Origin of the sequence: Enterobacter cloacae complex sp. P29RS, from assembly GCF_014893445.1 — a bacterium.
In the GTDB taxonomy this organism is placed as follows: domain Bacteria; phylum Pseudomonadota; class Gammaproteobacteria; order Enterobacterales; family Enterobacteriaceae; genus Enterobacter; species Enterobacter intestinihominis.
In genome coordinates this window covers 1-26,968 of the sequence record NZ_JADBPZ010000022.1, presented here as the reverse complement: position 1 = coordinate 26,968, position 26,968 = coordinate 1, and the positions used below count along the sequence as shown (strand labels likewise).

Below are 26,968 nucleotides of genomic sequence, written 5' to 3'. Positions count from 1 at the left end.
TATGTTGAACCGTATCCGCGTTGTCACAATGCTTATGATGGTGCTGGTCATTTTCGCACTTCTTCAGCTTATTTCTGGCGGCCTCTTTTTCTCCTCGTTAAAACAGAACCAGGACAGCTTCGCGGCCTCGAACGATTTGCGGATGCAGCAAAGCGAACTGACCACAACCTGGGATCTGATGTTGCAGACGCGTATCAATCTGAGCCGCTCGTCTGCCCGCATGATGATGGATCCGAACAACCAGCAGAGCAGCGCAAAAACGGAACTGCTGAAGAATGCGCGCGCCACCCTGGCAGATGCGGCGAAACATTACGAGGCCTTCAAAAAAATCGCCCCTCAGCCCGCAATGGTGCAGGCGAGCGCGAACATAGATGAAAAATATCAGGCCTACTTCGCCGGCCTCACGGAGCTGGTGCAGTTCCTGGAGAAGGGCAATATGGATGCCTATTTCGCGCAGCCGACCCAGGGCATGCAGAACGCCCTCGGCGCGGCGCTCGGCGAGTACGCCAAAGCCAGCGGCGAGCTTTATCACTCCGCCTTTACGCAAAGCCAGAACGACTACCGTTTCGCGAAATGGCAGATGGCGGTGCTCGCCCTCGCGCTGGTCATCGTGCTGGTGGCCGTGTGGTACGGCATTCGTCATATCCTTCTTAATCCGCTTGGCCGCGTCATTGCCCATATCCGCGATATTGGCCGGGGCGATCTCACGAAAACGCTGACCGTTTCTGGTCGCAACGAGATCACCGAGCTGGCGACCAGCGTCGACCATATGCAGCGTTCGCTGATTGATACCGTCGCCAACGTGCGCGAGGGGGCGGATGCCATCTATACCGGCACGAGTGAAATCGCGATGGGCAACAACGATCTCTCGTCCCGTACCGAACAGCAGGCGTCCGCTCTGGAAGAGACGGCGGCCAGCATGGAGCAGCTCACCGCGACCGTGAAGCAGAATGCCGACAACGCCCGTCAGGCGTCGCAGCTTGCAGAAAGCGCGTCCGACACCGCCCAGCGCGGCGGTCGGGTGGTCGACGGCGTGGTGAAAACCATGCATGACATTGCCGACAGCTCGAAGAAAATCGCCGATATCATCAGCGTTATCGACGGCATTGCCTTCCAGACCAACATTCTCGCGCTGAACGCGGCCGTTGAAGCGGCGCGTGCGGGCGAGCAGGGACGTGGGTTTGCCGTGGTCGCTGGCGAAGTACGTAACCTCGCCAGCCGCAGCGCCAATGCGGCGAAAGAGATCAAAGCCCTGATTGAAGACTCTGTTTCACGCGTGGATACCGGCTCGGTGCTGGTGGAAAGTGCGGGTGAAACCATGAATGACATCGTGAATGCCGTGACGCGCGTGACGGACATCATGGGTGAAATCGCCTCTGCATCGGATGAGCAGAGTCGTGGTATTGACCAGGTCGCTCTGGCGGTATCGGAAATGGATCGTGTGACGCAGCAAAACGCCGCCCTGGTGCAGGAGTCCGCTGCCGCGGCCGCTGCGCTTGAGGATCAGGCGAGCCGCCTGAAAATGGCCGTCTCGGCGTTCCGTCTTACTTCAAAAACAACAAATACGGTCAGCTCGCGGTCAGCGTACAGCGAAGCAACCCCGGCGCCCGTGGCAACACCTACGCGCGCAGCGGTGACCGGACAAGATGAAAACTGGGAAACATTTTGACTGACAATTAAACCGCGGCTGCTTGCCGCTTGATGGGAGCGTGGATGTTAAATCGTATTCGTATCTCGACCACACTGTTTTTGATTCTGATCCTGTGTGGGGTTTTGCAGGTTGGCAGTAACGGGTTGTCTTTCTGGGCGTTTCGCGATGGCTATCAGAATTTGCAGGAAGTTGAGACGAGTAATCAGCAGCGCTCCGCACTGGCACAAACGCGTGCCGTGCTGTTACAGGCAAGCACTGCGCTGAACAAAGCAGGGACGTTAACCGCGCTGAGCTATCCGCCGGATGATATTAAGGCGCTGATGGTCGTGGCCCGCAGCAGCCTGAAGCAGGCCGACGCGCAGTTTAAGACGTTTACGGCACAGGAGGCGGTGAGTGAGAAAGAGAAAACGCTGAAAGTCGCCATGAAAAAGAACTTTGATGTGTGGTACGGCGATCTCGACCATCAGGCGACGTGGCTGGAGAACAACCAGCTTTCTGACTTCCTGACCGCGCCGGTGCAGGCGTCTCAGGCGGCATTTGACGACAGCTTTAACGCATGGCAGCAGGATATTAACCAGTTTGTGGCGCGTGCCGGTGCGGACAGCCGTACCAGCTACCGCATGTCAGGGGTGATTTTCCTGACCATGGTGATCCTGGCCGCCCTGCTGACCGGCGGCTCGCTGTGGTGGTCGCGCAAAATGATCGTCCAGCCGCTGGCGATCGTCAGCAGCCACTTCGACAGTATGGCGAAGGGCGACCTGGCGCGTCCGGTGGCCGTGTATGGCAGGAATGAAATATCAGCGATTTTCGCCAGCCTGAAGGCGATGCAGAGTTCGCTGCGGGAAACGGTAAGCAACGTTCGTCAGGGCAGTTACGCCATGCATACCGGGATCTCCGAGATTGCGGCAGGCAATAACGACCTCTCATCCCGCACCGAACAGCAGGCGGCATCGCTGGCGCAGACGGCGGCCAGCATGGAGCAACTGACCGCGACGGTAAGCCAGAACGCCGATAACGCGCGTCAGGCGTCCGACTTGTCAAAACAGGCGGCGATGACGGCGAAACGTGGGGGCGACCAGGCTTCTCACGTCGCCAGCACGATGCAGCAGATTGCCGCCAGCTCGCAGAAAATTGGCGACATTATCAGCGTCATCGACGGTATCGCGTTCCAGACCAATATTCTGGCGCTGAACGCGGCCGTTGAAGCGGCGCGTGCCGGAGAGCAGGGGCGCGGGTTCGCGGTGGTTGCCGGTGAAGTCCGAAACCTCGCCAGTCGCAGCGCCAACGCGGCGAAAGAGATCAAAGGGCTGATAGAAGAGTCGGTCTCCCGCGTTCAGCAGGGCTCCGCGCTGGTGGATACCGCCGCGCAGACCATGCACGAGATTGTCACCTCCGTGACGCGGGTTAACGACATTATGGGCGAGATTGCCTCGGCGTCTGATGAACAACGCCGTGGTATTGAGCAGGTGGCGCAGGCCGTTACACAGATGGATCAGGTTACGCAGCAGAACGCCTCACTGGTGGAAGAGGCGGCGGCGGCTACCGATCAGCTGGCAAACCAGGCGGATCACCTTACCGGGTTGGTCGCCGTATTTAATGTGAAAGAGCACGTTGAAGCAGTAACAGAAGTCGGACGGTCACAGGCCGTACCCGTTGTATCCTGAATGTGATTGAGAAGGCGCTATGACATCACCCATGCCCTCAGGGCAAACGTCATTATTGTTGCAGATGACACAGCGCCTCGCGCTGTCCGACGCGCATTTTCGTCGGATATGTCAGTTAATCTACCAGCGTGCGGGGATCGTGCTTGCGGACCATAAGCGAGACATGGTCTACAACCGGCTGGTGCGGCGCTTGCGCACGCTGGGGCTGGATGATTTTGGCCGCTATCTGAGCATGCTCGAAGCGAACCAGAACAGCGCCGAATGGCAGGCATTTATCAACTCATTAACCACCAACCTGACCGCGTTTTTCCGCGAGGCGCATCACTTCCCGGTGCTGGCGGAACACGCCCGTCGCCGTAGCGGAGAGTATCGCGTCTGGAGCGCGGCAGCCTCTACCGGGGAAGAGCCGTACTCGCTGGCCATAACCCTTGCAGACACCCTGGGAATGGCGCCGGGCCGCTGGAAAGTGTACGCCAGCGACATCGACACCGAAGTGCTGGAAAAAGCCCGTAACGGCGTTTATCGCCAGGATGAACTAAAAACGCTGTCTCCTCAGCAGCTACAGCGTTACTTCATGCGCGGTACCGGCCCGCATGAAGGACTGGTGCGCGTACGCCAGGAGCTGGCGAACTGCGTGGAATTTGCTCCCGTTAATTTACTGGATAAGCAGTACAACGTGCCGGGGCCATTCGACGCCATTTTTTGCCGTAACGTGATGATCTATTTTGATAAAACGACGCAACAGGACATTCTGCGTCGCTTTGTTCCGTTGCTCAAGCCTGACGGTTTACTGTTTGCCGGGCACTCGGAAAACTTCAGCAACCTCGTGCGTGAGTTTAGCCTGCGTGGGCAAACGGTTTATGCGCTGAGTAAGGAAAAAGCATGAGTAAAATCAGGGTATTGTCTGTCGATGATTCTGCGCTGATGCGTCAGATTATGACCGAAATCATCAATAGCCACAGCGATATGGAGATGGTGGCAACAGCGCCCGATCCGCTGGTCGCGCGGGATTTAATCAAAAAATATAACCCCGACGTGCTGACGCTGGATGTCGAAATGCCACGCATGGATGGCATCGATTTCCTGGAAAAATTAATGCGCCTGCGCCCGATGCCGGTGGTGATGGTCTCTTCCCTGACCGGGAAAGGCTCGGAGATAACCCTGCGCGCGCTGGAGCTGGGGGCGGTGGATTTTGTCACCAAGCCGCAGCTCGGCATTCGCGAGGGGATGCTGGCGTACAGCGAGATGATCGCCGAGAAAATCCGTACCGCGTCGCGCGCAAAACTGGCGGCCCACAAGCCGATGGCCGCGCCGGCAACCCTGAAGGCCGGACCGTTACTCAGCTCGGAAAAACTGCTGGTCATTGGGGCGTCAACCGGAGGAACAGAGGCAATTCGCCATGTACTCCAGCCATTGCCGCTCTCAAGCCCGGGTATCCTGATTACGCAACATATGCCGCCGGGCTTTACCCGCTCATTCGCGGAGCGCCTGAATAAGCTGTGCCAGATCAGCGTGAAAGAGGCGGAAGACGGCGAGCGCGTGCTGCCGGGTCACGCGTATATCGCCCCGGGTGACAAACATATGGAGCTGGCGCGCAGCGGGGCGAACTATCAGATCAAAATTCATGACGGGCCGCCGGTTAACCGGCACCGTCCGTCGGTGGATGTGCTGTTTCATTCGGTGGCGAAACATGCGGGGCGCAACGCCGTGGGGGTGATCCTGACGGGGATGGGCAACGACGGCGCCGCCGGAATGCTCGCGATGCACCAGGCTGGCGCCTGGACGATTGCGCAGAATGAAGCAAGTTGTGTGGTGTTCGGCATGCCGCGCGAGGCCATCAATATGGGTGGCGTAAGCGAAGTGGTCGATCTTAGCCAGGTAAGCCAGCAGATGCTGGCGAAAATCAGTGCCGGACAGGCAATACGTATTTGACTCAGGAGTATTATTTTATGGCGGATAAAGAGCTTAAGTTTTTGGTTGTGGATGACTTTTCCACCATGCGTCGCATTGTGCGCAACCTGCTAAAAGAGCTAGGCTTCAACAACGTTGAAGAAGCAGAAGACGGGGTGGATGCGCTGAACAAACTCCAGGCTGGCGGGTTTGGTTTTGTGATTTCCGACTGGAACATGCCGAACATGGACGGTCTCGAACTGCTGAAAACCATCCGCGCGGATGCAGGCATGGCCTCTCTGCCGGTGCTGATGGTGACCGCAGAAGCGAAGAAAGAGAACATTATTGCCGCTGCACAGGCGGGCGCAAGCGGCTACGTGGTGAAGCCATTCACCGCGGCGACTCTGGAAGAGAAGCTCGGGAAGATCTTCGAGAAACTCGGCATGTGAGGTGATGGAAATGTTGCAACCTGCTATGAAACCCGTTGAAGAACATTCGCCGAGCGACATTATTGCCCGTATTGGTAGCCTGACCCGCATGCTGCGCGACAGCCTCCGTGAGCTGGGGCTGGACCAGGCTATCGCCGAAGCGGCGGAAGCCATCCCCGACGCGCGCGACCGTCTGGACTACGTGGTGCAGATGACCGCGCAGGCGGCCGAGCGAGCGCTGAACAGCGTTGAGGCGTCACAGCCGCACCAGGATGCGATGGAGAAGGGGGCGAAAGCGCTGACCCAACGCTGGGATGAGTGGTTTGAGAACCCCATTGAGCTGGCGGATGCCCGCGAACTGGTAACGGACACCCGTCAGTTCCTGGGCGATGTGCCAGGGCACACCAGCTTCACCAATGCGCAACTGCTGGACATCATGATGGCGCAGGATTTCCAGGACCTCACCGGCCAGGTGATCAAGCGCATGATGGATGTGATTCAGGAGATTGAACGTCAGCTGTTGATGGTGCTGCTGGAAAATATTCCGGAACCGGCTGCCCGTCCGAAACGCGAGAACGAAAGCCTGCTCAATGGTCCACAGCTTGACACTAGTAAAGCGGGCGTGGTGGCAAGCCAGGATCAGGTGGACGATCTGCTGGACAGTCTTGGTTTCTGATTGCCCTTCTGCCTCAGGCTGTGAACGCGGCCTGAGGTTGTTCAGAACAAAAACAGCGAAAAGAGCCCGAATTAACGGGCTTTTCCCGCCATTGGATTTTCTCTGCGCTGGCATGATACCCGTGAATTAATGGGCTGCGAGCAGGCACAGTGGCAGAAGAGAACGACGACAAAACAGAAGCCCCCACACCCCACCGACTTGAAAAAGCCCGTGAGGATGGGCAGATCCCCCGATCCCGAGAGCTGACCTCCCTGCTGATCCTGGTGGTGGGCGTCTGCATAATCTGGTGGGGCGGGGAGATGCTTGCCCGCAGACTGGCGGGAATGCTCTCTGCTGGCTTACGTTTTGATCACAGCATGGTCAATGACCCCAATCTGATCCTCATTCAGATCATCAACCTGGTTAAAAGCGCCATGATCGCTCTGCTGCCGTTGATTGCCGGGGTGGTCATCGTGGCTCTTGTTTCGCCGGTCATGCTCGGTGGCCTGATGTTCAGCGGTAAATCGCTGCAACCGAAATTCTCCAAGCTCAACCCGCTACCCGGTATTGCGAAAATGTTTTCAGCTCAAACCGGGGCTGAGCTTCTTAAAGCGATCCTGAAATCGCTTCTTATGGGCAGTGCTGCCGGGTTTTTTCTGTGGCACCACTGGCCGGAGATGATGCGTCTGATCAGTGAATCCCCCATGACGGCGATGAAGAATGCCCTGAACCTGGTCGGATTAGGCTCGCTGCTGGTGGTTCTCAGCATTATTCCGATGGTGGCGTTCGACGTTATCTTCCAGATCTTTTCTCATATCAAGAAGCTGCGAATGTCGCGTCAGGATATTCGCGATGAATATAAACAGATGGAAGGCGACCCGCACGTCAAGGGCCGTATCCGCCAGATGCAACGTGCTGCCGCGCGTCGTCGCATGATGGAAGATGTGCCGAAAGCCGATGTGATTGTCACTAACCCGACCCACTACTCCGTGGCGCTTCAGTACGACGAAAACAAAATGAGCGCACCGAAAGTGGTGGCGAAAGGGGCCGGGCTGATTGCGCTGCGCATTCGTGAAATCGCGACGGAAAACCGTGTACCGATCCTTGAAGCACCGCCATTAGCCCGTGCGCTGTATCGCCACGCGGAAATTGGACAACAGATCCCGGGCCAGCTCTACGCCGCTGTCGCAGAGGTGCTGGCCTGGGTGTGGCAACTGAAACGCTGGCGTTTAGCGGGCGGTCAACGACCTGTAAAACCTGAGAACCTTCCGGTGCCTGAAGCACTGGATTTTTTGAACGAGAAGGACACTGATGGCTAATCTGGTGGCAATGTTGCGCCTGCCCGGCAACCTGAAATCGACGCAATGGCAGATCCTTGCCGGACCGATTCTGATCCTGCTAATTCTGTCGATGATGGTGCTGCCGTTACCGGCATTTATCCTCGACCTGCTTTTCACCTTCAACATTGCGTTGTCCATCATGGTGCTGCTGGTGGCGATGTTCACCCAGCGCACGCTGGAGTTCGCCGCGTTTCCAACGATCCTGCTGTTCACCACGCTGCTGCGCCTCGCGCTGAACGTTGCCTCCACGCGTATCATCCTGATGGAAGGGCACACCGGCGCGGCGGCGGCGGGCAAGGTGGTCGAAGCCTTCGGTCACTTCCTGGTGGGCGGCAACTTCGCCATCGGTATCGTGGTGTTCGTCATTCTGGTGATTATCAACTTCATGGTTATCACTAAAGGGGCGGGGCGTATCGCAGAAGTGGGCGCGCGCTTCGTGCTCGACGGGATGCCGGGCAAGCAGATGGCAATCGACGCCGACCTGAATGCCGGGCTGATTGCGGAAGATGAAGCAAAAAAACGCCGTGCCGAAGTGACCCAGGAGGCAGATTTCTACGGCTCCATGGACGGTGCGAGTAAGTTTGTGCGCGGTGACGCCATCGCGGGCATTCTGATCATGGTGATTAACGTCGTCGGCGGCCTGCTGGTCGGCGTGCTGCAACACGGCATGGACATGGGCCACGCAGCGGAAAGCTATACGCTGCTGACCATTGGTGATGGTCTGGTGGCGCAGATCCCGGCACTGGTGATCTCCACCGCGGCGGGCGTAATTGTGACCCGCGTCAGCACCGATCAGGATGTAGGCGAGCAGATGGTGGGGCAGTTGTTCAGCAACCCGCGCGTTATGCTGCTCTCCGCGGCGGTACTGGGCCTGCTCGGTATGGTGCCGGGCATGCCAAACCTGGTATTCCTGCTGTTCACTGCCGCGCTGCTGGGCCTTGCCTGGTGGATGCGTGGCCGCGAAACGCAGCCTAAGGCAGAGCCAGCGCCGGTCAAAATGCCTGAGAACACCCAGGCGGTGGAAGCCACCTGGAACGACGTTCAGCTCGAAGATTCGCTGGGGATGGAAGTGGGGTACCGCCTTATCCCGATGGTGGACTTCCAGCAGGATGGCGAACTGCTTGGCCGTATCCGCAGCATTCGTAAAAAATTCGCCCAGGACATGGGCTTCCTGCCGCCGGTGGTGCATATCCGGGACAATATGGATCTCCCGCCCGCACGCTACCGCATCCTGATGAAAGGGGTGGAAATCGGCAGCGGTGATGCGTACCCCGGCCGCTGGCTGGCGATTAACCCTGGCACGGCCGCTGGCACGTTGCCGGGTGAGCAGACGACCGACCCGGCCTTTGGTCTGGCGGCCATCTGGATTGAGAGCGCCCTGAAAGAGCAGGCGCAGATCCAGGGTTACACGGTTGTTGAGGCCAGTACCGTGGTCGCGACGCACCTCAACCATTTGATTGGCCAGTTCTCCGCGGAACTGTTTGGACGTCAGGAGGCGCAGCAGCTGCTTGACCGCGTAACGCAGGAGATGCCGAAGCTGACCGAAGATTTGGTGCCGGGCGTGCTGACCTTAACCACCCTGCACAAAGTGCTGCAAAATCTGCTCGATGAGAAGGTGCCGATCCGCGATATGCGCACCATTCTGGAAACACTGGCCGAGCATGCGCCGCTCCAGAGCGATCCATATGAGCTGACGGCGGTGGTGCGCGTGGCGCTCGGGCGCGCCATAACCCAGCAATGGTTCCCGGGAACCGGCGAAGTGCAGGTGATTGGCCTGGACACGCCGCTGGAACGTCTGCTGCTTCAGGCCCTACAGGGCGGTGGCGGGCTGGAGCCGGGTCTGGCGGACAGATTGCTGGCGCAAACCCAGGAGGCGCTGGCGCGTCAGGAGATGTTGGGCGCGCCGCCGGTGCTGCTGGTGAATCATGCGCTGCGTCCGCTGCTGTCGCGCTTCCTGCGCCGGAGCCTGAACCAGCTGGTGGTGCTGTCGAATATGGAGCTGTCCGATAACCGCAATATTCGCATGACGGCGACCATAGGAGGGAAATAATGCGTAAGTGGCTGTGGATCTTATTTTTCCCGCTGGCGGTGCAGGCCGCAGGCGAGGGGGCATGGCAGGCCAGCAGTATCGGCTTAACGCTCAACCATCGGGGGGAGTCGATCTCCTCCCGTCCGCTGTCAGCCTCTGAGCCCGTCTCCGGGCAGATGACGCTGGTGGCCTGGAATTACACCCTGACGGGGCCCACACCGGCCGGGTTGCGGGTGCGGCTGTGCTCGCTGACCCGCTGCGCGGAAATCGAGGGCCAAAGTGGCATCACCCAGGCCTTCAACGGGGTGTCTGCTCAGGAACCTTTACGCTTTATCTGGGAAGTGCCAGGCGGTGGACGTCTGATCCCGGCGCTGAAGGTTCAGCGCAACGAGGTGCTCGTCAACTACCGCTAACTGCCCGCCTTTTCGCCAGTCTTCAGGCATTTCTGAAGGCTGGCTCGCAAAATTGACCTTCCCTTTTGATACAAAAGAAACGCTGTTTTATAAATCAGTGACACGCGTATTGACACTCTTTGCATTTTTGCCATTCACCACCCTGTGATGGCAGAAACAGAAAGGTTTCACCAGGTCGATACTTTTACTGTAGCCGTGTAAAAGCTCCCGGACGAGGTTTGCTTACAGGGAGTCTCCCAAAACTGATTAGGGTTGACGGCAATGAAAACACGTAAAATTGGACTCGCAAATTATCTTGCTTACGGTTCAGGGGACTTCCTCGGAGCGGGGACTACCGCCCTGACGGCCGCCTGGCTTTTGTATTTTTATACGACCTTCTGTGGACTCACACCGATTGAAGCAACCTTTATCTTCGCCGCCGCAAGGGTGCTGGATGCGGTTGTCAGTCCGTTAATGGGCTTTTTAACCGATAATTTTGGTACCACCTGGCTGGGTAAGCGTTTTGGCCGGCGTAAGTTCTTCATCCTGCTCGGTATTCCCTGCGTTTTCAGCTACTCGCTGATGTGGGTAGGGGACATGAGTTTCTGGTATTACCTGCTGACGTATCTGATCTTTGATATTGTTTACACCATGATTCTGGTGCCGTATGAAACGCTGGTGCCGGAAATGACTGACGATTTCAAACAAAAAACCAAATTCTCCGGGGCGCGTATCTCCATGGCCCAAATGTCCGCCATTTTGGCCTCCTTCCTGCCGGGGATCCTGCTCACGCATTTCGGCAAAGACAACGCGATCTCCTTCTTCTATGCAAGCCTGGTCTTCTCCGTACTTTGCGCGCTGATGCTTACTTTCGTCTGGTTCTTCACCTGGGAGCGTCCGCGGGAAGAGTGGTCTGAAGCAGCCCTGCGCGCTGAAGAAGAGAAGAAAAAGCTGACCCTGGGACAGAGCCTGAACCGTCTTTTTGTCGAATTAAGTTCGACGCTGCGTATCAAGATTTTCCGCCAGCATCTGGGCATGTATCTCGGCGGCTATATTGCCCAGGATGTGTTCAACGCCGTATTCACCTATTACGTGGTGTTTGTGCTGATGCAGGAAGCATCCATGGCGTCCAACCTGCTGGGCACGATGGCCATCTTCCAGTTCCTCGCCGTGATTGGCATGATCCCGCTGTGCATTCGCTTCGGACCTGCGCCGTCTTACCGCATGGTGGTCGTGCTGTTTGGCCTGGCCTCGCTCTCTTACGCGGTGCTTTATTACGCGGGCCTGAGCGACGTTTACGCTCTGCTGCTGCTGATCTCTGCGGTTGCCGGTCTTGGCCGCGGGGGTATCAACTACGTACCGTGGAATACCTACACCTACATTGCTGACGTGGACGAAGTGATCACCGGTCAGCGTCGCGAAGGGATCTTCGCGGGCATCATGACGCTGACCCGTAAAGCGTCCCAGGCCGGTGCGGTAATGCTGGTGGGGATCGTGATGCAGATGTCTGGCTTTGTCAGCGGTCAAAAAGTGCAGCCTGCGGAAGTGAGCCACACTATCCTGATGATCCTGAGCGTCGGCACCATTCTGGTACTGTTCTGCGGCTTCCTGGTCTCCCTGCGCTTCAAACTCAATTTGCAGACCCACAGCACCCTGCGTGAAGAGACCGCGAAAATGCGCGAGTCCGGCCATGCGATGCCGGAGGCGGCGACCCCGCAGGCCCGCGCCACCGTGGAGATGCTGGCCGGTATGCCGTATGAATCCCTGTGGGGCAACAACAATATCGGTTACCTGAATCGCAACAAGCCGGCGGCCCCTTCACTGAAGGATCGTGCGGTACTGAATTCGACATACAACAGAGGTTAAGATGATGAAAGTTTGGCCTGTCAAACATAGCCCGTTACTGCGTCAGCCTGAGCGCTTTATCGCCAGGGATGAACTGAAATCGCTGATTCAAAAGGTGACGCATAATCTGGTCAATATCCACGACAAAACGGGTGAGTTTTTGCTGCGGCTGGACGACGGGCGCGTGATCGATACCAAAGGCTGGGCCGGATGGGAATGGACGCACGGCGTTGGTTTGTACGGTATCTGGCAGTATTACTGCCAGACCGGTGACGCAGGCATGCGCGAGATTATCGACAGCTGGTTTAATGACCGTTTCGCAGAAGGCGCAACCACCAAAAACGTGAATACCATGTCGCCGTTCCTGACACTGGCGTATCGCTACGAAGAGACCAAAAACCCGGCCTGGCTGCCGTGGCTGGAAAGCTGGGCGGAATGGGCGATGAATGAGATGCCGCGCACCGAACATGGCGGCATGCAGCACATCACACTGGCGGAAGAGAACCATCAGCAGATGTGGGATGACACGCTGATGATGACGGTGCTGCCGCTGGCGAAAATCGGCAAGCTGCTTAACAAGCCGGAGTACGTCGAGGAGGCGATCTATCAGTTCCTGCTCCACGTACAGAACCTGATGGATCGTGAGACGGGGCTGTGGTTCCACGGCTGGAATTACGACGGCAATCACAACTTTGCCCGGGCCCGCTGGGCGCGCGGCAACAGCTGGTTGACCATCGTGATCCCGGATTTCCTCGAACTGGTGGATCTGCCAGAAAACAACGCCGTTCGTCGCTATCTGGTGCAGGTGCTAAATGCGCAGATCGCCGCACTGGCAAAATGTCAGGATGAGAGTGGATTGTGGCATACGCTGCTGGACGATCCTGATTCTTATCTGGAGGCGTCGGCCACGGCAGGGTTTGCCTACGGCATTCTGAAAGCCGTGCGCAAGCGGTATGTCGGCGCAGAGTATGCAGAGGTGGCGGAGAAAGCGATCCGCGGTATCGTGCAAAACATCTCGCAGGAAGGGGAACTGCTGCAAACGTCCTTCGGGACGGGGATGGGCAGCGATCTGGCGTTTTACCGCCAGATACCGCTGACCTCGATGCCGTATGGACAGGCAATGGCGATTCTGTGTCTGACGGAATATTTACGAAAATATTTTTAATACCTGAATAATAATCTCATTACTGCAAAGCCTCTTTTAGAAGAGGCTTTTTTTTATAATGGCACCGGGAAAATACCTTACGCCATCAATATCAGGCGTGTTATATATTGATGGAGTGAATACTAGGCTGGAAATACATTACGCTTAGTATTAAATCGTGATTTTCTTCACAAAACACAATCCGTATTTATCCTATTTTTTATCTGCGTTAAGATTCTTCTAATGTTCATACAAGGAGTGATGCAATGGAAAATACAATGGGCGGTATTATCGTTAACCCTGCTGTAAATATGCATGCCGATAAAATGTCTGATGAACATATCAATATGTTCGACACGGTTTTCAAGGATATTGATGGTGCGGGTTATTTCCCACTACTGTATGTCGGAAGCCAGCTTGTGGCTGGCCAGTTCCATACCTTTATTGCGCTTCGCCGTTTTATCCATGCGGAAGGCCCGGAAAAATCACTGGTTAAGGTGATTATTTTTCAAAGCCTGAATAATGACTTTGCCATTCATTCAATTTCTGAGTTTTAATGATTTTAACTACGGATGATTATTTAGACTGAAAAGGACATCATTATGTGGAAATCAGCGAAAAGGGATGAGTTTATCCCATTGGACGCGCCTGTAGCAGGTTATGAAATAGGTGTTCCTGGTATCAAAGGACCATCTCCATTGTTTATTATTCGCGCAAAAGTGAATGGTGGGATTCATCCGGGGAAATGGGTGTTCGGCAATACGGCATGGGTCCCATGGGGAGGAAGAGAGCACTTTTGTAATGAATTTGAAGTTTACGTGGGCGCTTTAAAATGGGTAGACGTTAAGGATAAACATTTCCCACCGAATATGGTTGAGGCGGGACATGAAGCCAATGGCACTAAGCTCTACGTTGCCCGTGCAAAATTCGATAACGGTCTCTTTGTGGGTAAAGCTGGAAGTCACCTCAGCAGAGGTTGCTGCATCGGCTATAACGGCAGAGAGTATGAATTAGATACCTTCCAGGTACTCGTTCACGACTGATGGCGTTCATTTATAAAAAAACCCGGCAACCGCCGGGTTTCTTTTTTACATACGTTCTATGGTTTCGATACCCAGGGTATCCAGACCCAGTTTCAGGGTCTTCGCCGTCAGCTGCGCCAGCTTCAGGCGGCTGTTACGCACCGCTTCGCTCTCGGCGGTCAGGATAGGGCAGTGTTCGTAGAAGCCAGAGAACAGACCGGCCAGATCGTAAAGGTATGCACACATAACGTGCGGCGTACCGTCGCGCGCGACCACAGAGAGCGTCTCTTCGAACTGAAGCAGGCGGGCAGCCAGCTGTGCTTCACGGTCTTCGGTAAGGGTCACCGTGGCGTTCGCCAGCACGCTTTCGTCAATACTGGCTTTACGGAAGACGGAGAGTACGCGGGTGTAAGCGTACTGCATGTACGGCGCCGTGTTGCCTTCAAACGCCAGCATGTTGTCCCAGTCGAAGATATAGTCGGTGGTACGGTTCTTGGAGAGATCCGCGTATTTTACCGCACCGATCCCAACCGCGTTAGCCAGTTTCTCCAGCTCGTCAGCAGGCATATCCGGGTTCTTCTCGGCCACCAGGCGACGGGCGCGTTCCAGCGCTTCATCCAGCAGATCGGAGAGCTTCACGGTGCCGCCCGCACGGGTTTTGAACGGCTTACCGTCTTTACCCAGCATCATGCCGAACATGTGGTGTTCCAGCGGCACGGAATCCGGCACATAACCCGCTTTACGCACGATAGTCCACGCCTGCATCAGGTGCTGGTGCTGACGGGAGTCGATGTAATACAGCACGCGGTCCGCATGCAGGGTTTCGTAACGGTATTTTGCACAGGCGATATCGGTGGTGGTGTAGAGGTAGCCGCCATCCTTTTTCTGGACGATCACGCCCATCGGTTCGCCTTCCTTGTTTTTATACTCATCAAGGAATACTACCGTTGCGCCTTCGCTTTCCACCGCCAGGTTTTTGGCTTTCAGGTCCGCCACAATGCCCGGCAGCATCGGGTTATACAGGCTTTCACCCATTACGTCGTCGCGGGTCAGGGTCACGTTCAGACGGTTATAGGTAAGCTGGTTCTGGGACATGGTGATGTCCACCAGCTTGCGCCACATCTCGAGGAAGTACGGATCGCCGCCTTGAAGTTTCACCACGTAGCTGCGCGCGCGCTCGGCAAAGGCTTCGTCTTCGTCGTAGTGTTTTTTGGCTTCACGGTAGAAACCTTCCAGGTCTGCCAGCGCCATTTCGCCTGCGTTTTCCTGCTGCTGTTTTTCCAGATACGCAATCAGCATACCGAACTGCGTGCCCCAGTCGCCTACGTGGTTAGCGCGGATCACCTTGTGACCGAGGAACTCCAGGGTACGCACGGCCGCATCACCGATAATGGTGGAGCGCAGGTGACCGACGTGCATCTCCTTCGCCACGTTTGGCGCGGAGTAGTCAACCACCACGGTCTGCGCTTCTGGCTGAGCCACGCCCAGACGGTCAGATTTCAGCGCCGCGTCAACGTGGCTTGCCAGGAACGCAGGCTCAAGGAAAATGTTGATAAAGCCCGGACCGGCGATTTCGGTTTTGCTGGCGATGCCGTTGAGATCCAGATGCGTCAGTACCTGCTCAGCGAGCTGTCGCGGCGGCATGCCCAGTTTTTTAGCCACTGCCATCACGCCATTAGCCTGATAGTCGCCAAACTGTACTTTCGCTGACTGACGAACCTGTGGTTCGCAATCCGCAGGCGCACCTGCGGCAATCAGTGCCTGACTGACTTTTTCTGAGAGAAGAGCCTGAATATTCACCTGGATACCTTACGTTTTTGATGCGGGTAAAAAACACCCACGCCAGTTTAAGAATTTAGGGCGGGAGTATACTGCAAATGGCCTCGGGCGTCAGCCCTGCGGGGGGCGAAGATTGCTCAGAATCCAGGCGAAGACGGTATGCATAATCATGCAGTCAAAAAAACCGTGATTCTGCGGTTGGTCGACAGAGGTCAACAGAGTAAATTAGCGGCTTTGCGACACGAAACGAGACTGACCCATGGCGAACTGGCACACCATTGACGAACTGCATGATATTTCCGCAGATTTACCGCGCTTCACCCAGGCGTTCACAGAACTTGCCACCCGTCTCGGGCTGGATATCGCGCCGCTTGAGGCCGATCATATCTCTTTGCGCTGCCACCAGAATGCCACCGCCGAACGCTGGCGGCGTGGCTTTGAACAGTGCGGTGAACTGCTGTCAGAGAATATCATTAACGGTCGCCCGATTTGCCTGTTCAAACTTCACGCGCCGGTTACGGTGGCGCACTGGCAATTCACCGTTGTGGAACTGCCCTGGCCAGGAGAGAAGCGTTATCCGCACGAAGGCTGGGAGCATATCGAAATTGTTCTGCCTGGGGAGCCCGAGACGCTGAACGCCCGTGCGCTGGCGCTGCTTTCCGACGAGGGGTTAAGCCAGCCGGGTATTTTCGTCAAAACCAGCTCGCCAAAAGGTGAGCGCGAACGCTTACCGAACCCTACGCTTGCCGTAACGGACGGCAGCGTGACGGTGAAATTCCATCCCTGGACTATTGAGCAGATCGTCGCCAGCGAAGCGTAAGCACTGTGAGCGTCGATCCAGACACGAATCGGGCAACGTGCCACGATGGTACGTTGATTGAAATTTAAGGAGGATGACATGGCGCTGCTGGAAATTTGTTGTTACAGCGTGGAGTGTGCCGTCACTGCGCAACGGCAGGGGGCCGATCGCATCGAGCTTTGCGCGGCACCGAAAGAAGGGGGATTAACCCCGTCCTTTGGCGTGCTGAAATCAGCCCGTCAGGCCATCACCATTCCGGTGCACCCGATTATTCGCCCGCGCGGCGGTGATTTTTGTTATACGGCGGGTGAGTTCAGTGCCATGCTTGAGGATATCGCCCTCGTCCGTGATTCCGGTTTTCCGGGCCTGGTGATCGGTGTGCTGGACGAAGACGGAAACATCGATCTTTCGCGTATGCGCCAGGTCATGCGCGCAGCCCAGGGAATGGCGGTCACTTTTCATCGTGCGTTCGATATGTGTCAGGATCCGATACAAGCCTTTGATACGCTGGCAGAACTGGGCGTGGCGCGCGTTCTGACGTCGGGCCAGCAGCCCTCGGCTGAAAAAGGACTGAAATTAATTACGGAACTAAAAGCACATTCCGGTGTTCCAATAATCATGGCGGGCGCAGGAGTACGCGCCAGCAATCTGGAACTGTTTTTAAACGCAGGGGTGGAAGAGCTACACAGCTCGGCGGGTAAATGGATACCTTCACCCATGCGTTATCGCAATACAGGGTTGTCAATGTCGACGGATGCTGAAGCGGATGAGTACTCGCGCTACGGTGTGGATGGAGAGTCGGTTGCGGAAATGAAATCGCTGATTGAACGTCATCACGTGTAGCAACGTACCGATTTTTACCGCGCATCATGTCGCCCAATATGATGCTTGCTTGTACCAGGCCCCTGCAAATTACACAGGGGCCTTTTTTTCTCCTTCATATTTCAAGCCGCAGCCGCGTTGGCCGCCTCGCTCACCCCGGTCACTTACTGATGTAAGCTCCCGGGGATTCGCTGCGTTGCCGCCTTGCTGCAACTTGAACTATTTTGGAGAAAACGTGCGACGCGTAGGCCGGGTAAGGCGCAGCCGCCAGCCGGCACAAACTACGGCTTGGTCGCAATCAATACCGCACGCATCGGGGCCGGATAGCCTTCGACGGTTTTGCTGTGGTCGTCCGGATCGAGGAACTGCTCCAGCGATTCGGTGATCATCCAGTCGGTGCGACGCTGTTCCTCAACCGACGTCACGCACACATCGGCGATGCGTACATCGACAAACCCACATTTCTCCAGCCAGTTCTTCAGCGCCAGCGCGGAAGGGATGAAGTAAACGTTGCGCATCTGCGCATAGCGATCGCCTGGCACCAGAACGGCATGTTCATCCCCTTCGATGACCAGCGTTTCCAGCACCAGCTCACCGCCGCTGACCAGCTGATCTTTCAGTTGCCAGAGATGCTCCAGCGGGGAACGACGGTGGTACAGCACGCCCATCGAGAACACGGTATCAAAGGCTTTCAGAGCAGGGAGTTGCTCGATACCCAGCGGCAGCAGGTGCGCGCGCTGGTCGTTACCCAGCAGCTTTCGCACCGCTTCAAACTGGCACAGGAACAGCTGCATCGGATCGATACCGACGGCCAGATGCGCGCCTGCGCCGATCATGCGCCACATGTGATAGCCGCTACCGCAGCCCACGTCCAGAATGGTGCGCCCGGTCAGGTCGGATAAATGCGGCAGAACGCGATCCCACTTCCAGTCTGAGCGCCATTCGGTATTGATGTTCACGCCGTACAGCGAGAACGGCCCTTTGCGCCACGGCATCAGGTTACGCATCAGCGTTTCGATGCGGTTGATCTGCCCTGCCGGGAGCGGCTCTTCGCTCTCCGCCGTCACGCTGTGCAGTAAATCCAGACGATGAGGCGTCAGTTCAGGCAGAAACTCCACGGCGTTGGACCACTGCTTCAACAGACCATGCTGCTGATCGCGCTGCCAGGTGGCAATTTGCGCAGGCAGGGTTTCCAGCCAGTGGGAAAGGTGGTTTTTGGCAATCAGTTGATAGAAATTACCGAACTCGATCATGCTGTGTCTCCGGCTTTCAGCGCCACCAGAGAACCAAAATTAAAGCACTGGAACCACAGTTCGCTGTGTTCAAATCCAGCTTTGCGCAGGCGCGCTTTGTGTGTTTCAACGGAATCCGTCAGCATGACGTTTTCAAGCATGCTGCGCTTCTGGCTGATCTCCAGCTCGCTGTAGCCGTTTGCACGCTTGAAATCATGGTGCATATTGAACAGCAATTCGCCCACGCTGGCGTCTTCAAAGCTGAATTTCTCAGACAACACCAGCGCGCCGCCCGGGTTCAGACCCTGATAAATTTTATCCAGCAACCGCTGACGATCGTCCGGCACCAGGAACTGAAGGGTAAAGTTCAGGACCACCATCGAGGCGTTCTGGATGTCGATATCGCGGATATCGCCTTCCACCACCTCCACAGGCGTAGGGGCTTTATACGCGTCAATGTGGCGACGGCAGCGTTCAACCATGGCCGGTGAGTTATCGACAGCCACAATCTTGCAGCCTTCGTGATGAACGTTACGACGAATGGACAGCGTTGCCGCTCCCAGCGAACAGCCCAGGTCATAGACCTGCGTGCCGGGTTGAACGAAACGCTCCGCCAGCATGCCGATCATGGAGGTGATATTGGAATAACCGGGAACAGAGCGCTGGATCATATCCGGGAAGACTTCGGCTACCCGTTCATCAAAGGTCCAGTCGCCCAGGCTGGCGATAGGCGCGGAAAAAAGCGTGTCGCGATCTGACATAACGTAAAAATCCGGGAAAAATAAAGGGGCATATTGTGCGCTAATGGAAGGAGAAAACCAACTCCCACGGCATATACCAAAGGTTAGCCAGCACCATCAGCAAAAGCGAGCACCAGGTCGCGCTCATGCCGGAACGACGCCAGCGGATCAGGCGGTGGTGAAAACCATAATAATGCATCAAACGCCCTGCAATCAGCAGCAGCCCACAGACGTGCACCATCCAGGTTTCAGCGCCATCCATCTCCATTAACAGCAGTAAAATTAACGCGACGGGAATGTACTCGACCGCGTTGCCGTGGATCCGGATTGCGCTTTGCAGCTCAGAAAAGCCCCCGTCACCGTAGGAGACGCGGTACTGCATTCTCAGGCGCACAACATCAAATGAAAATTTAATCAGCAGTAATGCACCTAACACCGCATACAGCGCGCTGACCATACTAACTCCCTGTTTTTGGCAGATGGCACGTCTCTATGATAGGGGGTGATTTCAGAAAAGAGAAGATTGTTGTGGGATGGACGGCGCGGGGCCAACCGACGGAACCGCCTGCTGCAAGGCCTGCCAGAGAGCATCGACCAGTTCAGGTGCCTGGGCAATATCCGGCGTATGTAAAAACAGGTACGGGGTGGTGGTTTGCTCCCATTTCGCGAGCGTTTGCAGCCAGACGGCGAACATCTCTTCATTCTGTTGCATGTTATCGCTGCCGATAAACCGGACCATCGGGTTCTGCGCGGTAACAATGGCGTGAACCGGTACTTTCGGTTTTTTGCGCTGGGCATCAACAACGGCTTCGCTGTGCGGGATTGCGTTGTGCACGGGGCGGCTGTCGAGGATCACGCGGTTGACCGATCGTTTATGCAGGCCGCGATTCAGCGCTTTCTCCGCGTCGCCTTTGGCAAAGAAATCTGGATGCCTCACCTCCACACCGTACGTGAAATCGTGGGGCAGGGCGTCGAGAAACTGCCAGAGGGCTTGTAGATCGCGCGGGCCGAACGTGGCGGGAAGCTGGAGCCAGTACTGGCCAACACGGTTTGCCAGGGGCGACATCCGGGTGAAAAACTCGTGGGTTAAATCATCGCAGTTTCGCAGCGCGGCGTTGTGGGAGATGGTTGCCGGAAATTTGAAGCAAAAGCGGAAATCGTCGGTGGTTTGCTCGCGCCAGCGCTCGACGATCTCCGTGCGTGGCAGAGCGTACAGCGTGGTATTGCCCTCCACGCAGTTAAAGTGTCGGGCATACTCTTCAAGGCCAGTAATACCCAGGCGCACCCATTTCGGGTGCGACCACTGGGGCAAACCCACGTACATCATAGCGCGCTGAGGATCTCATCCGTGCTGCGCACGCGACCAATACGCGGGAAGATATGGGTCATGCTGCCCTGATGCTGATCCGCAGAGGCTGCGCTGCACGCATCTTCCGCTATCACCAGATTAAAGCCCAGCTCCCAGGCGTTACGGGCGGTGGATTCCACACCGATGTTGGTGGAGATCCCGCACAGAATAATAGTGTCTATCCCGCGACGGCGCAGCTGGAGCTCCAGGTCAGTGCCATAGAATGCGCCCCACTGGCGTTTGGTGACTTCTACATCGCTGTCGCGTTTACAGAGTGAGACCGGGTACGTCCACCAGTTGTCCGGCAGCGCATGCGCCGGGGCCTGAGCATCAACTGGCTGCTTTAGCGCTTCGGCGAAATCAGTGGACCAGCCGACGCGCACCATGACGACAGGCGCACCGCTGGCCCGGCATTTTTCCGCCAGACGCGCAGCACGGCTTACAACATCGTCAGCGGTGTGTGGACCACCGGCAAAAGGCAGGATCCCTTCCTGTAAATCAATGACCACAAGGGCGGTTTTGGTGGCATCAAGCGTTAACATTGTCACTCCAGTAAAATTAATTGCTTTTTTACACCTTACGACGGGATGGCCTGTTATCGGTCGGATAATTTTGTTAATTTTTGTGAGAATAGACAATAAGAGCACAGCAAACACGCGTCAGGCCGTGCTTCGCTCTTATCGTGCGGCAGAATTTCCAGTATAATAGCCGCCTTTTTTCATCCAGTTGTGACATACAGAAAGCTGCGACATCGTAGCCTGTAAGACAGGCGACAATCAGCCTGCGGCTAATTAAGGGATATCTCATGCGTACAGAATATTGCGGGCAGCTGCGTCAGTCCCACGTCGGGCAGCAGGTCACCCTGTGTGGTTGGGTCAATCGTCGTCGCGATCTTGGTAGCCTTATCTTTATTGATATGCGTGACCGCGAAGGTATCGTTCAGGTGTTCTTCGATCCGGATCGCGCTGATGCGTTGAAGCTGGCCTCTGAGCTGCGTAATGAGTTCTGCATTCAGGTGACGGGCACCGTGCGTGCGCGTGACGAGAAAAACATCAACGCCGATATGGCGACCGGTGCTATCGAAGTGCTGGCGTCCGATCTGGTGATTATCAATCGCGCAGAAGCGTTGCCGCTGGACTCCAACCACGTCAACACCGAAGAAGCGCGTCTTAAATACCGCTACCTGGATCTGCGTCGCCCGGAGATGGCTCAGCGCCTGAAAACCCGTGCGAAAATCACCAGCCTGGTGCGTCGCTTTATGGATGACCACGGTTTCCTCGATATCGAAACCCCGATGCTGACCAAAGCCACGCCGGAAGGCGCGCGCGACTACCTGGTGCCATCCCGCGTCCATAAGGGCAAATTCTACGCGCTGCCACAGTCACCACAGCTGTTCAAGCAGCTGCTGATGATGTCAGGCTTCGACCGCTACTATCAGATCGTGAAATGCTTCCGCGATGAAGATCTGCGTGCAGACCGTCAGCCAGAATTTACCCAGATCGATGTCGAAACCTCCTTCATGACCGCCGAGCAGGTGCGTGAGGTGATGGAAGCCCTGGTGCGTAGCCTGTGGAACGACGTGAAAGGCGTTGAGCTGGGTGATTTCCCAATCATGACCTTCGCGGAAGCCGAGCGTCGCTACGGCTCCGACAAACCAGACCTGCGTAACCCGATGGAGCTGGTGGACGTGGCAGACCTGGTGAAAGCCGTTGAGTTCGCGGTCTTTGCTGGTCCGGCTAACGATCCGAAAGGCCGCGTGGCTGCCCTGCGCGTACCGGGCGGTGCTGCGCTGAGCCGTAAGCAGATTGACGACTACGGCAACTTCATCAAGATCTACGGTGCGAAAGGTCTGGCCTATATTAAAGTAACCGAGCGTGCTAAAGGTCTGGAAGGCATTACCAGCCCTGTTGCGAAATTCCTGAATGCGGACATCGTGGAAGCTATTCTGGAGCGCACCGGCGCGCAGGACGGCGACATGATCTTCTTCGGCGCAGACAACAAGAAAGTCGTTGCGGATGCGATGGGCGCGCTGCGTCTGAAGCTCGGCAAAGACCTGAACCTGACCGATGAAAGCAAATGGGCGCCGCTGTGGGTGATCGACTTCCCGATGTTTGAAGACGACGGTGAAGGCGGCCTGACCGCGATGCACCACCCGTTCACCTCGCCAAAAGACATGACGGCGGCGGAACTGAAGGCTGCACCGGAAGATGCGGTAGCGAATGCCTACGATATGGTTATCAACGGCTACGAAGTGGGCGGCGGCTCCGTGCGTATTCACAGCGGTGAAATGCAGCAGACCGTGTTCGGCATTCTGGGCATTAACGAGCAGGAGCAGCGCGAGAAGTTTGGCTTCCTGCTGGACGCCCTGAAATACGGTACGCCTCCGCACGCGGGTCTGGCCTTTGGTCTTGACCGTCTGACCATGCTGCTGACCGGCACCGACAACATCCGTGATGTTATCGCCTTCCCGAAAACCACCGCAGCGGCGTGTCTGATGACTGAAGCGCCAAGCTTTGCCAACCCGGCCGCGCTGGCTGAGCTGGGCATTGAGGTGGTGAAGAAGGAAGAGAAAAACTGATATGGCATATAAGCGTCCCGTTTCGGTTCTGGTGGTCATTTATGCAGAAGACTCGAAGCGGGTGCTGATGTTGCAGCGGCGCGACGATCCTGATTTCTGGCAGTCGGTTACCGGCAGTCTGGAAGAGGGAGAGTCCGCGCCGCAGGCCGCCGCGCGTGAAGTAAAGGAAGAGGTCGCCATTGACGTTGCTCGCGAGCAACTGACCCTGAAGGACTGTCAGCGCACGGTGGAGTTTGAAATTTTTAGCCATTTACGTCATCGCTATGCACCGGGAATTGAGCGCAATACGGAATCGTGGTTCTGCCTTGCGCTTCCCCATGAGCGGGAGATCGTGTTCACGGAACACCTGACCTACCGCTGGGTGGATGCGGCGGATGCCGCCGCACTGACCAAGTCATGGAGCAACCGGCAGGCGATAGAAGAATTTGTAATTAACGCTGCCTGAGAAGGCGCGATTTTTGGAGAACTTTTTATGGCAGGTCATAGTAAGTGGGCCAACACCAAACACCGTAAAGCGGCACAGGATGCCAAACGCGGTAAAATCTTTACCAAAATCATTCGTGAGCTGGTAACAGCGGCGCGTCTGGGTGGCGGCGATCCGGCCTCTAATCCACGTTTGCGCGCGGCGGTTGATAAAGCCCTGTCCAACAACATGACGCGAGACACCCTGAACCGTGCAATCGCACGTGGCGTGGGCGGTGATGAAGACGCGAACATGGAAACCATCATTTATGAAGGTTACGGTCCTGGCGGTACGGCGGTGATGGTTGAGTGCCTGTCCGACAACCGTAACCGTACCGTTGCGGAAGTGCGCCACGCGTTCACCAAAACCGGTGGTAACCTGGGCACTGACGGTTCCGTTGCTTACCTGTTCAGCAAAAAAGGCGTCATCTCCTTCGAGAAAGGCGACGAAGATGCGATCATGGAAGCGGCGCTGGAAGCCGGTGCGGAAGACGTAGTGACCTACGACGACGGCGCTATCGATGTCTACACCGCATGGGAAGAGATGGGGGCCGTGCGCGATGCGCTGGAAGCGGCAGGTCTGAAAGCGGATAACGCTGAAGTGTCCATGATCCCTTCCACAAAAGCGGACATGGATGCAGAAACCGCACCGAAACTGCTGCGTCTGATCGACATGCTCGAAGACTGCGACGACGTGCAGGAAGTGTATCACAACGGTGAAATCTCTGATGAGGTTGCAGCGACTCTCTGATGAGAGCCTGTAAACCGTTTATGGGAGACGCGTGATGTCGATTATCCTCGGGATTGACCCCGGCTCACGCGTCACCGGGTATGGCGTTATCCGTCAGGTGGGACGCCAGCTAACCTACCTCGGCAGCGGCTGTATTCGTACCAAAGTGGACGATCTGCCGTCGCGCCTGAAGCTCATTTATGCGGGCGTGTCGGAGATCATCACCCAGTTTCAGCCGGACTTTTTCGCCATCGAGCAGGTCTTTATGGCGAAGAACGCTGACTCGGCGTTAAAGCTCGGGCAGGCGCGCGGCGTGGCGATAGTTGCCGCCGTGAACCAGGACCTGCCAGTGTTTGAATACGCGGCCCGTCAGGTTAAGCAGACGGTGGTGGGCATAGGTAGCGCGGAGAAAAGCCAGGTGCAGCACATGGTGCGTACCCTGCTGAAGCTCCCGGCGAACCCGCAGGCCGACGCCGCCGATGCGCTGGCCATTGCGATTACCCACTGCCACGTCAGCCAGAACGCGATGCAAATGAGCGAGTCGCGGCTCAATCTGGCGCGAGGCAGATTACGATAATGACAAATCAGGCTGGATGTTTATCCAGCCTTTTTTTATTATGTCGGCAGTTAATTTCATCCAGAACGCAGGAGCGTCACGTGATAGGCAGACTCAGAGGCATCATCATTGAAAAACAACCCCCGTTAGTGCTGCTGGAAGTGGGTGGCGTGGGCTATGAAGTCCATATGCCGATGACCTGCTTCTACGAGTTGCCGGAGGCGGGCAAAGAGGCGGTTGTCTTTACCCAGTTTGTGGTGCGTGAAGACGCTCAGCTGCTGTACGGATTCAATAACAAACAGGAACGCACCCTGTTCCGCGAATTAATTAAAACCAACGGCGTCGGGCCCAAGCTGGCGCTGGCGATTCTGTCCGGTATGTCAGCGCCACAGTTTGTGAATGCCGTTGAGCGCGAAGATCCGGCTGCGTTAATTAAACTTCCGGGCATCGGCAAGAAAACCGCCGAGCGCCTGATTGTCGAGATGAAGGACCGCTTTAAAGGTCTGCATGGCGATCTGTTCACTCCGGCAGCCGATCTGGTGCTGACTTCACCGGGCGGGCCAGCGACGGATGATGATGCCGAGCAGGAAGCGGTTGCCGCGCTGGTGGCGCTGGGCTATAAACCTCAGGAGGCCAGCCGTATGGTGAGTAAAGTTGCCAAACCGGATGCCAGCAGTGAAACTCTGATTCGTGAAGCGCTGCGCGCTGCATTGTGAGGTAAAGGATGATTGAAGCAGACCGCCTGGTATCGGCAGGCACCATTCAGCCAGATGACGTGGTGGATCGCGCGATCCGTCCAAAACTGCTGGATGAGTACATTGGCCAGCCGCAGGTTCGTTCTCAGATGGAGATTTTCATCCAGGCGGCAAAGCTGCGCGGCGATGCGCTCGATCACCTGTTGATTTTTGGTCCGCCGGGGTTAGGTAAAACCACTCTGGCGAATATCGTCGCCAACGAAATGGGCGTTAACCTGCGTACCACCTCCGGCCCGGTGCTGGAGAAAGCAGGGGACCTGGCGGCGATGCTGACCAACCTCGAACCGCATGACGTGCTGTTTATCGATGAAATCCACCGCCTGTCACCGTTGGTGGAGGAAGTGCTCTATCCGGCGATGGAGGATTACCAGCTGGATATCATGATCGGCGAAGGCCCGGCCGCGCGCTCGATCAAAATCGATCTGCCACCGTTTACTCTGATTGGTGCCACGACGCGAGCCGGCTCGCTGACCTCACCGCTACGTGACCGTTTTGGTATCGTGCAGCGTCTGGAGTTTTATCAGGTGCCCGATCTTCAGCATATTGTGGGTCGCAGCGCGCGCTACATGGGGCTGGATATGAGCGAAGAGGGAGCGTTTGAAGTGGCGAAACGTTCCCGCGGTACGCCGCGTATCGCCAACCGCCTGCTGCGTCGCGTGCGTGATTTTGCCGAGGTGAAGCACGATGGCACCATTTCGGCTGACATTGCTGCGCAGGCGCTGGATATGCTGAACGTTGATGCCGAAGGCTTTGACTATATGGACCGTAAGCTGCTGCTGGCGGTGCTGGATAAGTTCTTTGGCGGGCCGGTGGGGCTGGATAACCTGGCGGCGGCAATTGGCGAAGAGCGTGAGACTATCGAGGATGTGCTGGAGCCGTATCTGATCCAGCAGGGCTTTTTACAGCGTACCCCGCGTGGTCGTATGGCGACGGTGCGGGCGTGGAATCATTTCGGCATTACGCCGCCCGCGATGCCGTAAGTAGCGATTAATGGTAGCCCCGGTAAGCGAAGTGTATGACCGGATACATAGGTAACAGATCAGACCGGGAACATAGGTAACACTTTTCAGTCTATCCGGAGCACACTCTGGGTTTTTCGGTCGTAGT

At 56.5% G+C, this 26,968-nt stretch carries 27 protein-coding genes; 21 read left to right on the top strand and 6 right to left on the bottom strand.

The features are described from left to right. Position 1: 1 nt before the first annotated feature. The 13 genes from tar (at position 2) to IM282_RS16410 (ending at position 14,081) form a co-directional block, all read left to right on the top strand. Entirely contained in the window at positions 2-1,669 is a 1,668-nt protein-coding gene (gene tar, locus IM282_RS16470) for a methyl-accepting chemotaxis protein II (protein WP_192970650.1), read from the top strand. A 44-nt stretch (positions 1,670-1,713) separates the two neighbouring features. Next, on the top strand, positions 1,714-3,315 hold the full coding sequence (gene tap, locus IM282_RS16465; RefSeq protein WP_023300455.1) for a methyl-accepting chemotaxis protein IV: 1,602 nt from the start codon (positions 1,714-1,716) through the stop codon (positions 3,313-3,315). 19 nt (positions 3,316-3,334) lie between these two features. Further along, positions 3,335-4,201, top strand: coding sequence for a protein-glutamate O-methyltransferase CheR (gene cheR / locus IM282_RS16460; RefSeq protein ID WP_017384409.1), 867 nt, complete (start codon positions 3,335-3,337; stop codon positions 4,199-4,201). Then, the gene (locus IM282_RS16455) at positions 4,198-5,247 is read left to right on the top strand and encodes a chemotaxis response regulator protein-glutamate methylesterase (RefSeq protein ID WP_014884341.1); all 1,050 of its coding nucleotides are present in this window, start codon (positions 4,198-4,200) and stop codon (positions 5,245-5,247) included. Before cheR ends, IM282_RS16455 begins: the two co-directional genes overlap by 4 nt. A gap of 17 nt (positions 5,248-5,264) precedes the next feature. Beyond that, complete coding sequence (gene cheY / locus IM282_RS16450) at positions 5,265-5,654, top strand: chemotaxis response regulator CheY (RefSeq protein WP_000763862.1); 390 nt, start codon at positions 5,265-5,267, stop codon at positions 5,652-5,654. A 10-nt stretch (positions 5,655-5,664) separates the two neighbouring features. Further along, on the top strand, positions 5,665-6,309 hold the full coding sequence (gene cheZ, locus IM282_RS16445; protein ID WP_022648501.1) for a protein phosphatase CheZ: 645 nt from the start codon (positions 5,665-5,667) through the stop codon (positions 6,307-6,309). A gap of 149 nt (positions 6,310-6,458) precedes the next feature. Further along, positions 6,459-7,607, top strand: coding sequence for a flagellar biosynthesis protein FlhB (gene flhB / locus IM282_RS16440; RefSeq protein WP_192970649.1), 1,149 nt, complete (start codon positions 6,459-6,461; stop codon positions 7,605-7,607). After that, on the top strand, positions 7,600-9,678 hold the full coding sequence (gene flhA, locus IM282_RS16435; protein WP_192970648.1) for a flagellar biosynthesis protein FlhA: 2,079 nt from the start codon (positions 7,600-7,602) through the stop codon (positions 9,676-9,678). Before flhB ends, flhA begins: the two co-directional genes overlap by 8 nt. Next, entirely contained in the window at positions 9,678-10,070 is a 393-nt protein-coding gene (locus IM282_RS16430) for a flagellar protein FlhE (RefSeq protein ID WP_048966690.1), read from the top strand. The genes flhA and IM282_RS16430 overlap by 1 nt, the downstream gene beginning before the upstream one ends. Positions 10,071-10,331: 261 nt before the next feature. Further along, entirely contained in the window at positions 10,332-11,915 is a 1,584-nt protein-coding gene (locus tag IM282_RS16425; protein WP_022648498.1) for an MFS transporter, read from the top strand. Positions 11,916-11,919: 4 nt separating this feature from the next. Next, a complete protein-coding gene (locus IM282_RS16420) occupies positions 11,920-13,059 on the top strand; it encodes a glycoside hydrolase family 105 protein (protein ID WP_063146373.1) in 1,140 nt (379 codons plus the stop codon). Between the two features lie 245 nt (positions 13,060-13,304). Continuing rightward, positions 13,305-13,595: a hypothetical protein gene (locus IM282_RS16415; protein WP_022648496.1), complete on the top strand. Its 291-nt coding sequence runs from the start codon at positions 13,305-13,307 to the stop codon at positions 13,593-13,595. A gap of 45 nt (positions 13,596-13,640) precedes the next feature. Further along, complete coding sequence (locus IM282_RS16410; RefSeq protein ID WP_022648495.1) at positions 13,641-14,081, top strand: DUF3421 domain-containing protein; 441 nt, start codon at positions 13,641-13,643, stop codon at positions 14,079-14,081. 45 nt (positions 14,082-14,126) lie between these two features. Here IM282_RS16410 and argS read toward each other — a convergent pair whose 3' ends face one another. Further along, on the bottom strand, positions 14,127-15,860 hold the full coding sequence (gene argS / locus IM282_RS16405) for an arginine--tRNA ligase (RefSeq protein WP_022648494.1): 1,734 nt from the start codon (positions 15,858-15,860) through the stop codon (positions 14,127-14,129). A 238-nt stretch (positions 15,861-16,098) separates the two neighbouring features. On the opposite strand from argS, the gene IM282_RS16400 reads away from it, so the two are divergent. Together IM282_RS16400 and cutC are read left to right on the top strand one after the other, a co-directional pair. Next, the gene (locus IM282_RS16400; protein ID WP_023306486.1) at positions 16,099-16,659 is read left to right on the top strand and encodes a VOC family protein; all 561 of its coding nucleotides are present in this window, start codon (positions 16,099-16,101) and stop codon (positions 16,657-16,659) included. A gap of 78 nt (positions 16,660-16,737) precedes the next feature. Continuing rightward, on the top strand, positions 16,738-17,481 hold the full coding sequence (cutC, locus tag IM282_RS16395; protein WP_023300450.1) for a copper homeostasis protein CutC: 744 nt from the start codon (positions 16,738-16,740) through the stop codon (positions 17,479-17,481). A 260-nt stretch (positions 17,482-17,741) separates the two neighbouring features. Here cutC and cmoB read toward each other — a convergent pair whose 3' ends face one another. From cmoB to IM282_RS16370, 5 genes are read right to left on the bottom strand one after another with little or no spacing between them, the layout of a single operon-like run. Continuing rightward, complete coding sequence (cmoB, locus tag IM282_RS16390) at positions 17,742-18,713, bottom strand: tRNA 5-methoxyuridine(34)/uridine 5-oxyacetic acid(34) synthase CmoB (protein ID WP_032648765.1); 972 nt, start codon at positions 18,711-18,713, stop codon at positions 17,742-17,744. Next, positions 18,710-19,453, bottom strand: a complete 744-nt coding sequence (gene cmoA / locus IM282_RS16385) for a carboxy-S-adenosyl-L-methionine synthase CmoA (protein WP_192970647.1) — start codon at positions 19,451-19,453, stop codon at positions 18,710-18,712. The genes cmoB and cmoA overlap by 4 nt, the downstream gene beginning before the upstream one ends. A 40-nt stretch (positions 19,454-19,493) precedes the next feature. Continuing rightward, a complete protein-coding gene (locus tag IM282_RS16380; RefSeq protein ID WP_003859737.1) occupies positions 19,494-19,889 on the bottom strand; it encodes an MAPEG family protein in 396 nt (131 codons plus the stop codon). A 51-nt stretch (positions 19,890-19,940) separates the two neighbouring features. After that, entirely contained in the window at positions 19,941-20,759 is an 819-nt protein-coding gene (locus tag IM282_RS16375) for a DUF72 domain-containing protein (protein WP_022648491.1), read from the bottom strand. Continuing rightward, positions 20,756-21,322, bottom strand: a complete 567-nt coding sequence (locus IM282_RS16370) for a hydrolase (protein ID WP_192970646.1) — start codon at positions 21,320-21,322, stop codon at positions 20,756-20,758. The genes IM282_RS16375 and IM282_RS16370 overlap by 4 nt, the downstream gene beginning before the upstream one ends. 263 nt (positions 21,323-21,585) lie before the next feature. Here IM282_RS16370 and aspS point away from each other — a divergent pair, with 263 nt between their 5' ends. The 6 genes from aspS to ruvB all read left to right on the top strand — a co-directional run bounded on the left by aspS (position 21,586) and on the right by ruvB (position 26,841). Next, a complete protein-coding gene (aspS, locus tag IM282_RS16365; protein WP_023300446.1) occupies positions 21,586-23,358 on the top strand; it encodes an aspartate--tRNA ligase in 1,773 nt (590 codons plus the stop codon). Position 23,359: 1 nt separating this feature from the next. Beyond that, a complete protein-coding gene (gene nudB, locus IM282_RS16360) occupies positions 23,360-23,803 on the top strand; it encodes a dihydroneopterin triphosphate diphosphatase (RefSeq protein ID WP_023300445.1) in 444 nt (147 codons plus the stop codon). A gap of 27 nt (positions 23,804-23,830) precedes the next feature. After that, positions 23,831-24,571 (top strand): YebC/PmpR family DNA-binding transcriptional regulator, encoded by a 741-nt coding sequence (locus IM282_RS16355; protein WP_003859747.1) that lies wholly within the window; start codon positions 23,831-23,833, stop codon positions 24,569-24,571. 34 nt (positions 24,572-24,605) lie between these two features. Continuing rightward, entirely contained in the window at positions 24,606-25,127 is a 522-nt protein-coding gene (gene ruvC / locus IM282_RS16350; RefSeq protein ID WP_014884319.1) for a crossover junction endodeoxyribonuclease RuvC, read from the top strand. Positions 25,128-25,207: 80 nt separating this feature from the next. Continuing rightward, on the top strand, positions 25,208-25,822 hold the full coding sequence (gene ruvA / locus IM282_RS16345; RefSeq protein WP_022648487.1) for a Holliday junction branch migration protein RuvA: 615 nt from the start codon (positions 25,208-25,210) through the stop codon (positions 25,820-25,822). Positions 25,823-25,830: 8 nt separating this feature from the next. Next, positions 25,831-26,841: a Holliday junction branch migration DNA helicase RuvB gene (ruvB, locus tag IM282_RS16340; RefSeq protein ID WP_192970645.1), complete on the top strand. Its 1,011-nt coding sequence runs from the start codon at positions 25,831-25,833 to the stop codon at positions 26,839-26,841. Positions 26,842-26,968 lie beyond the last annotated feature (127 nt).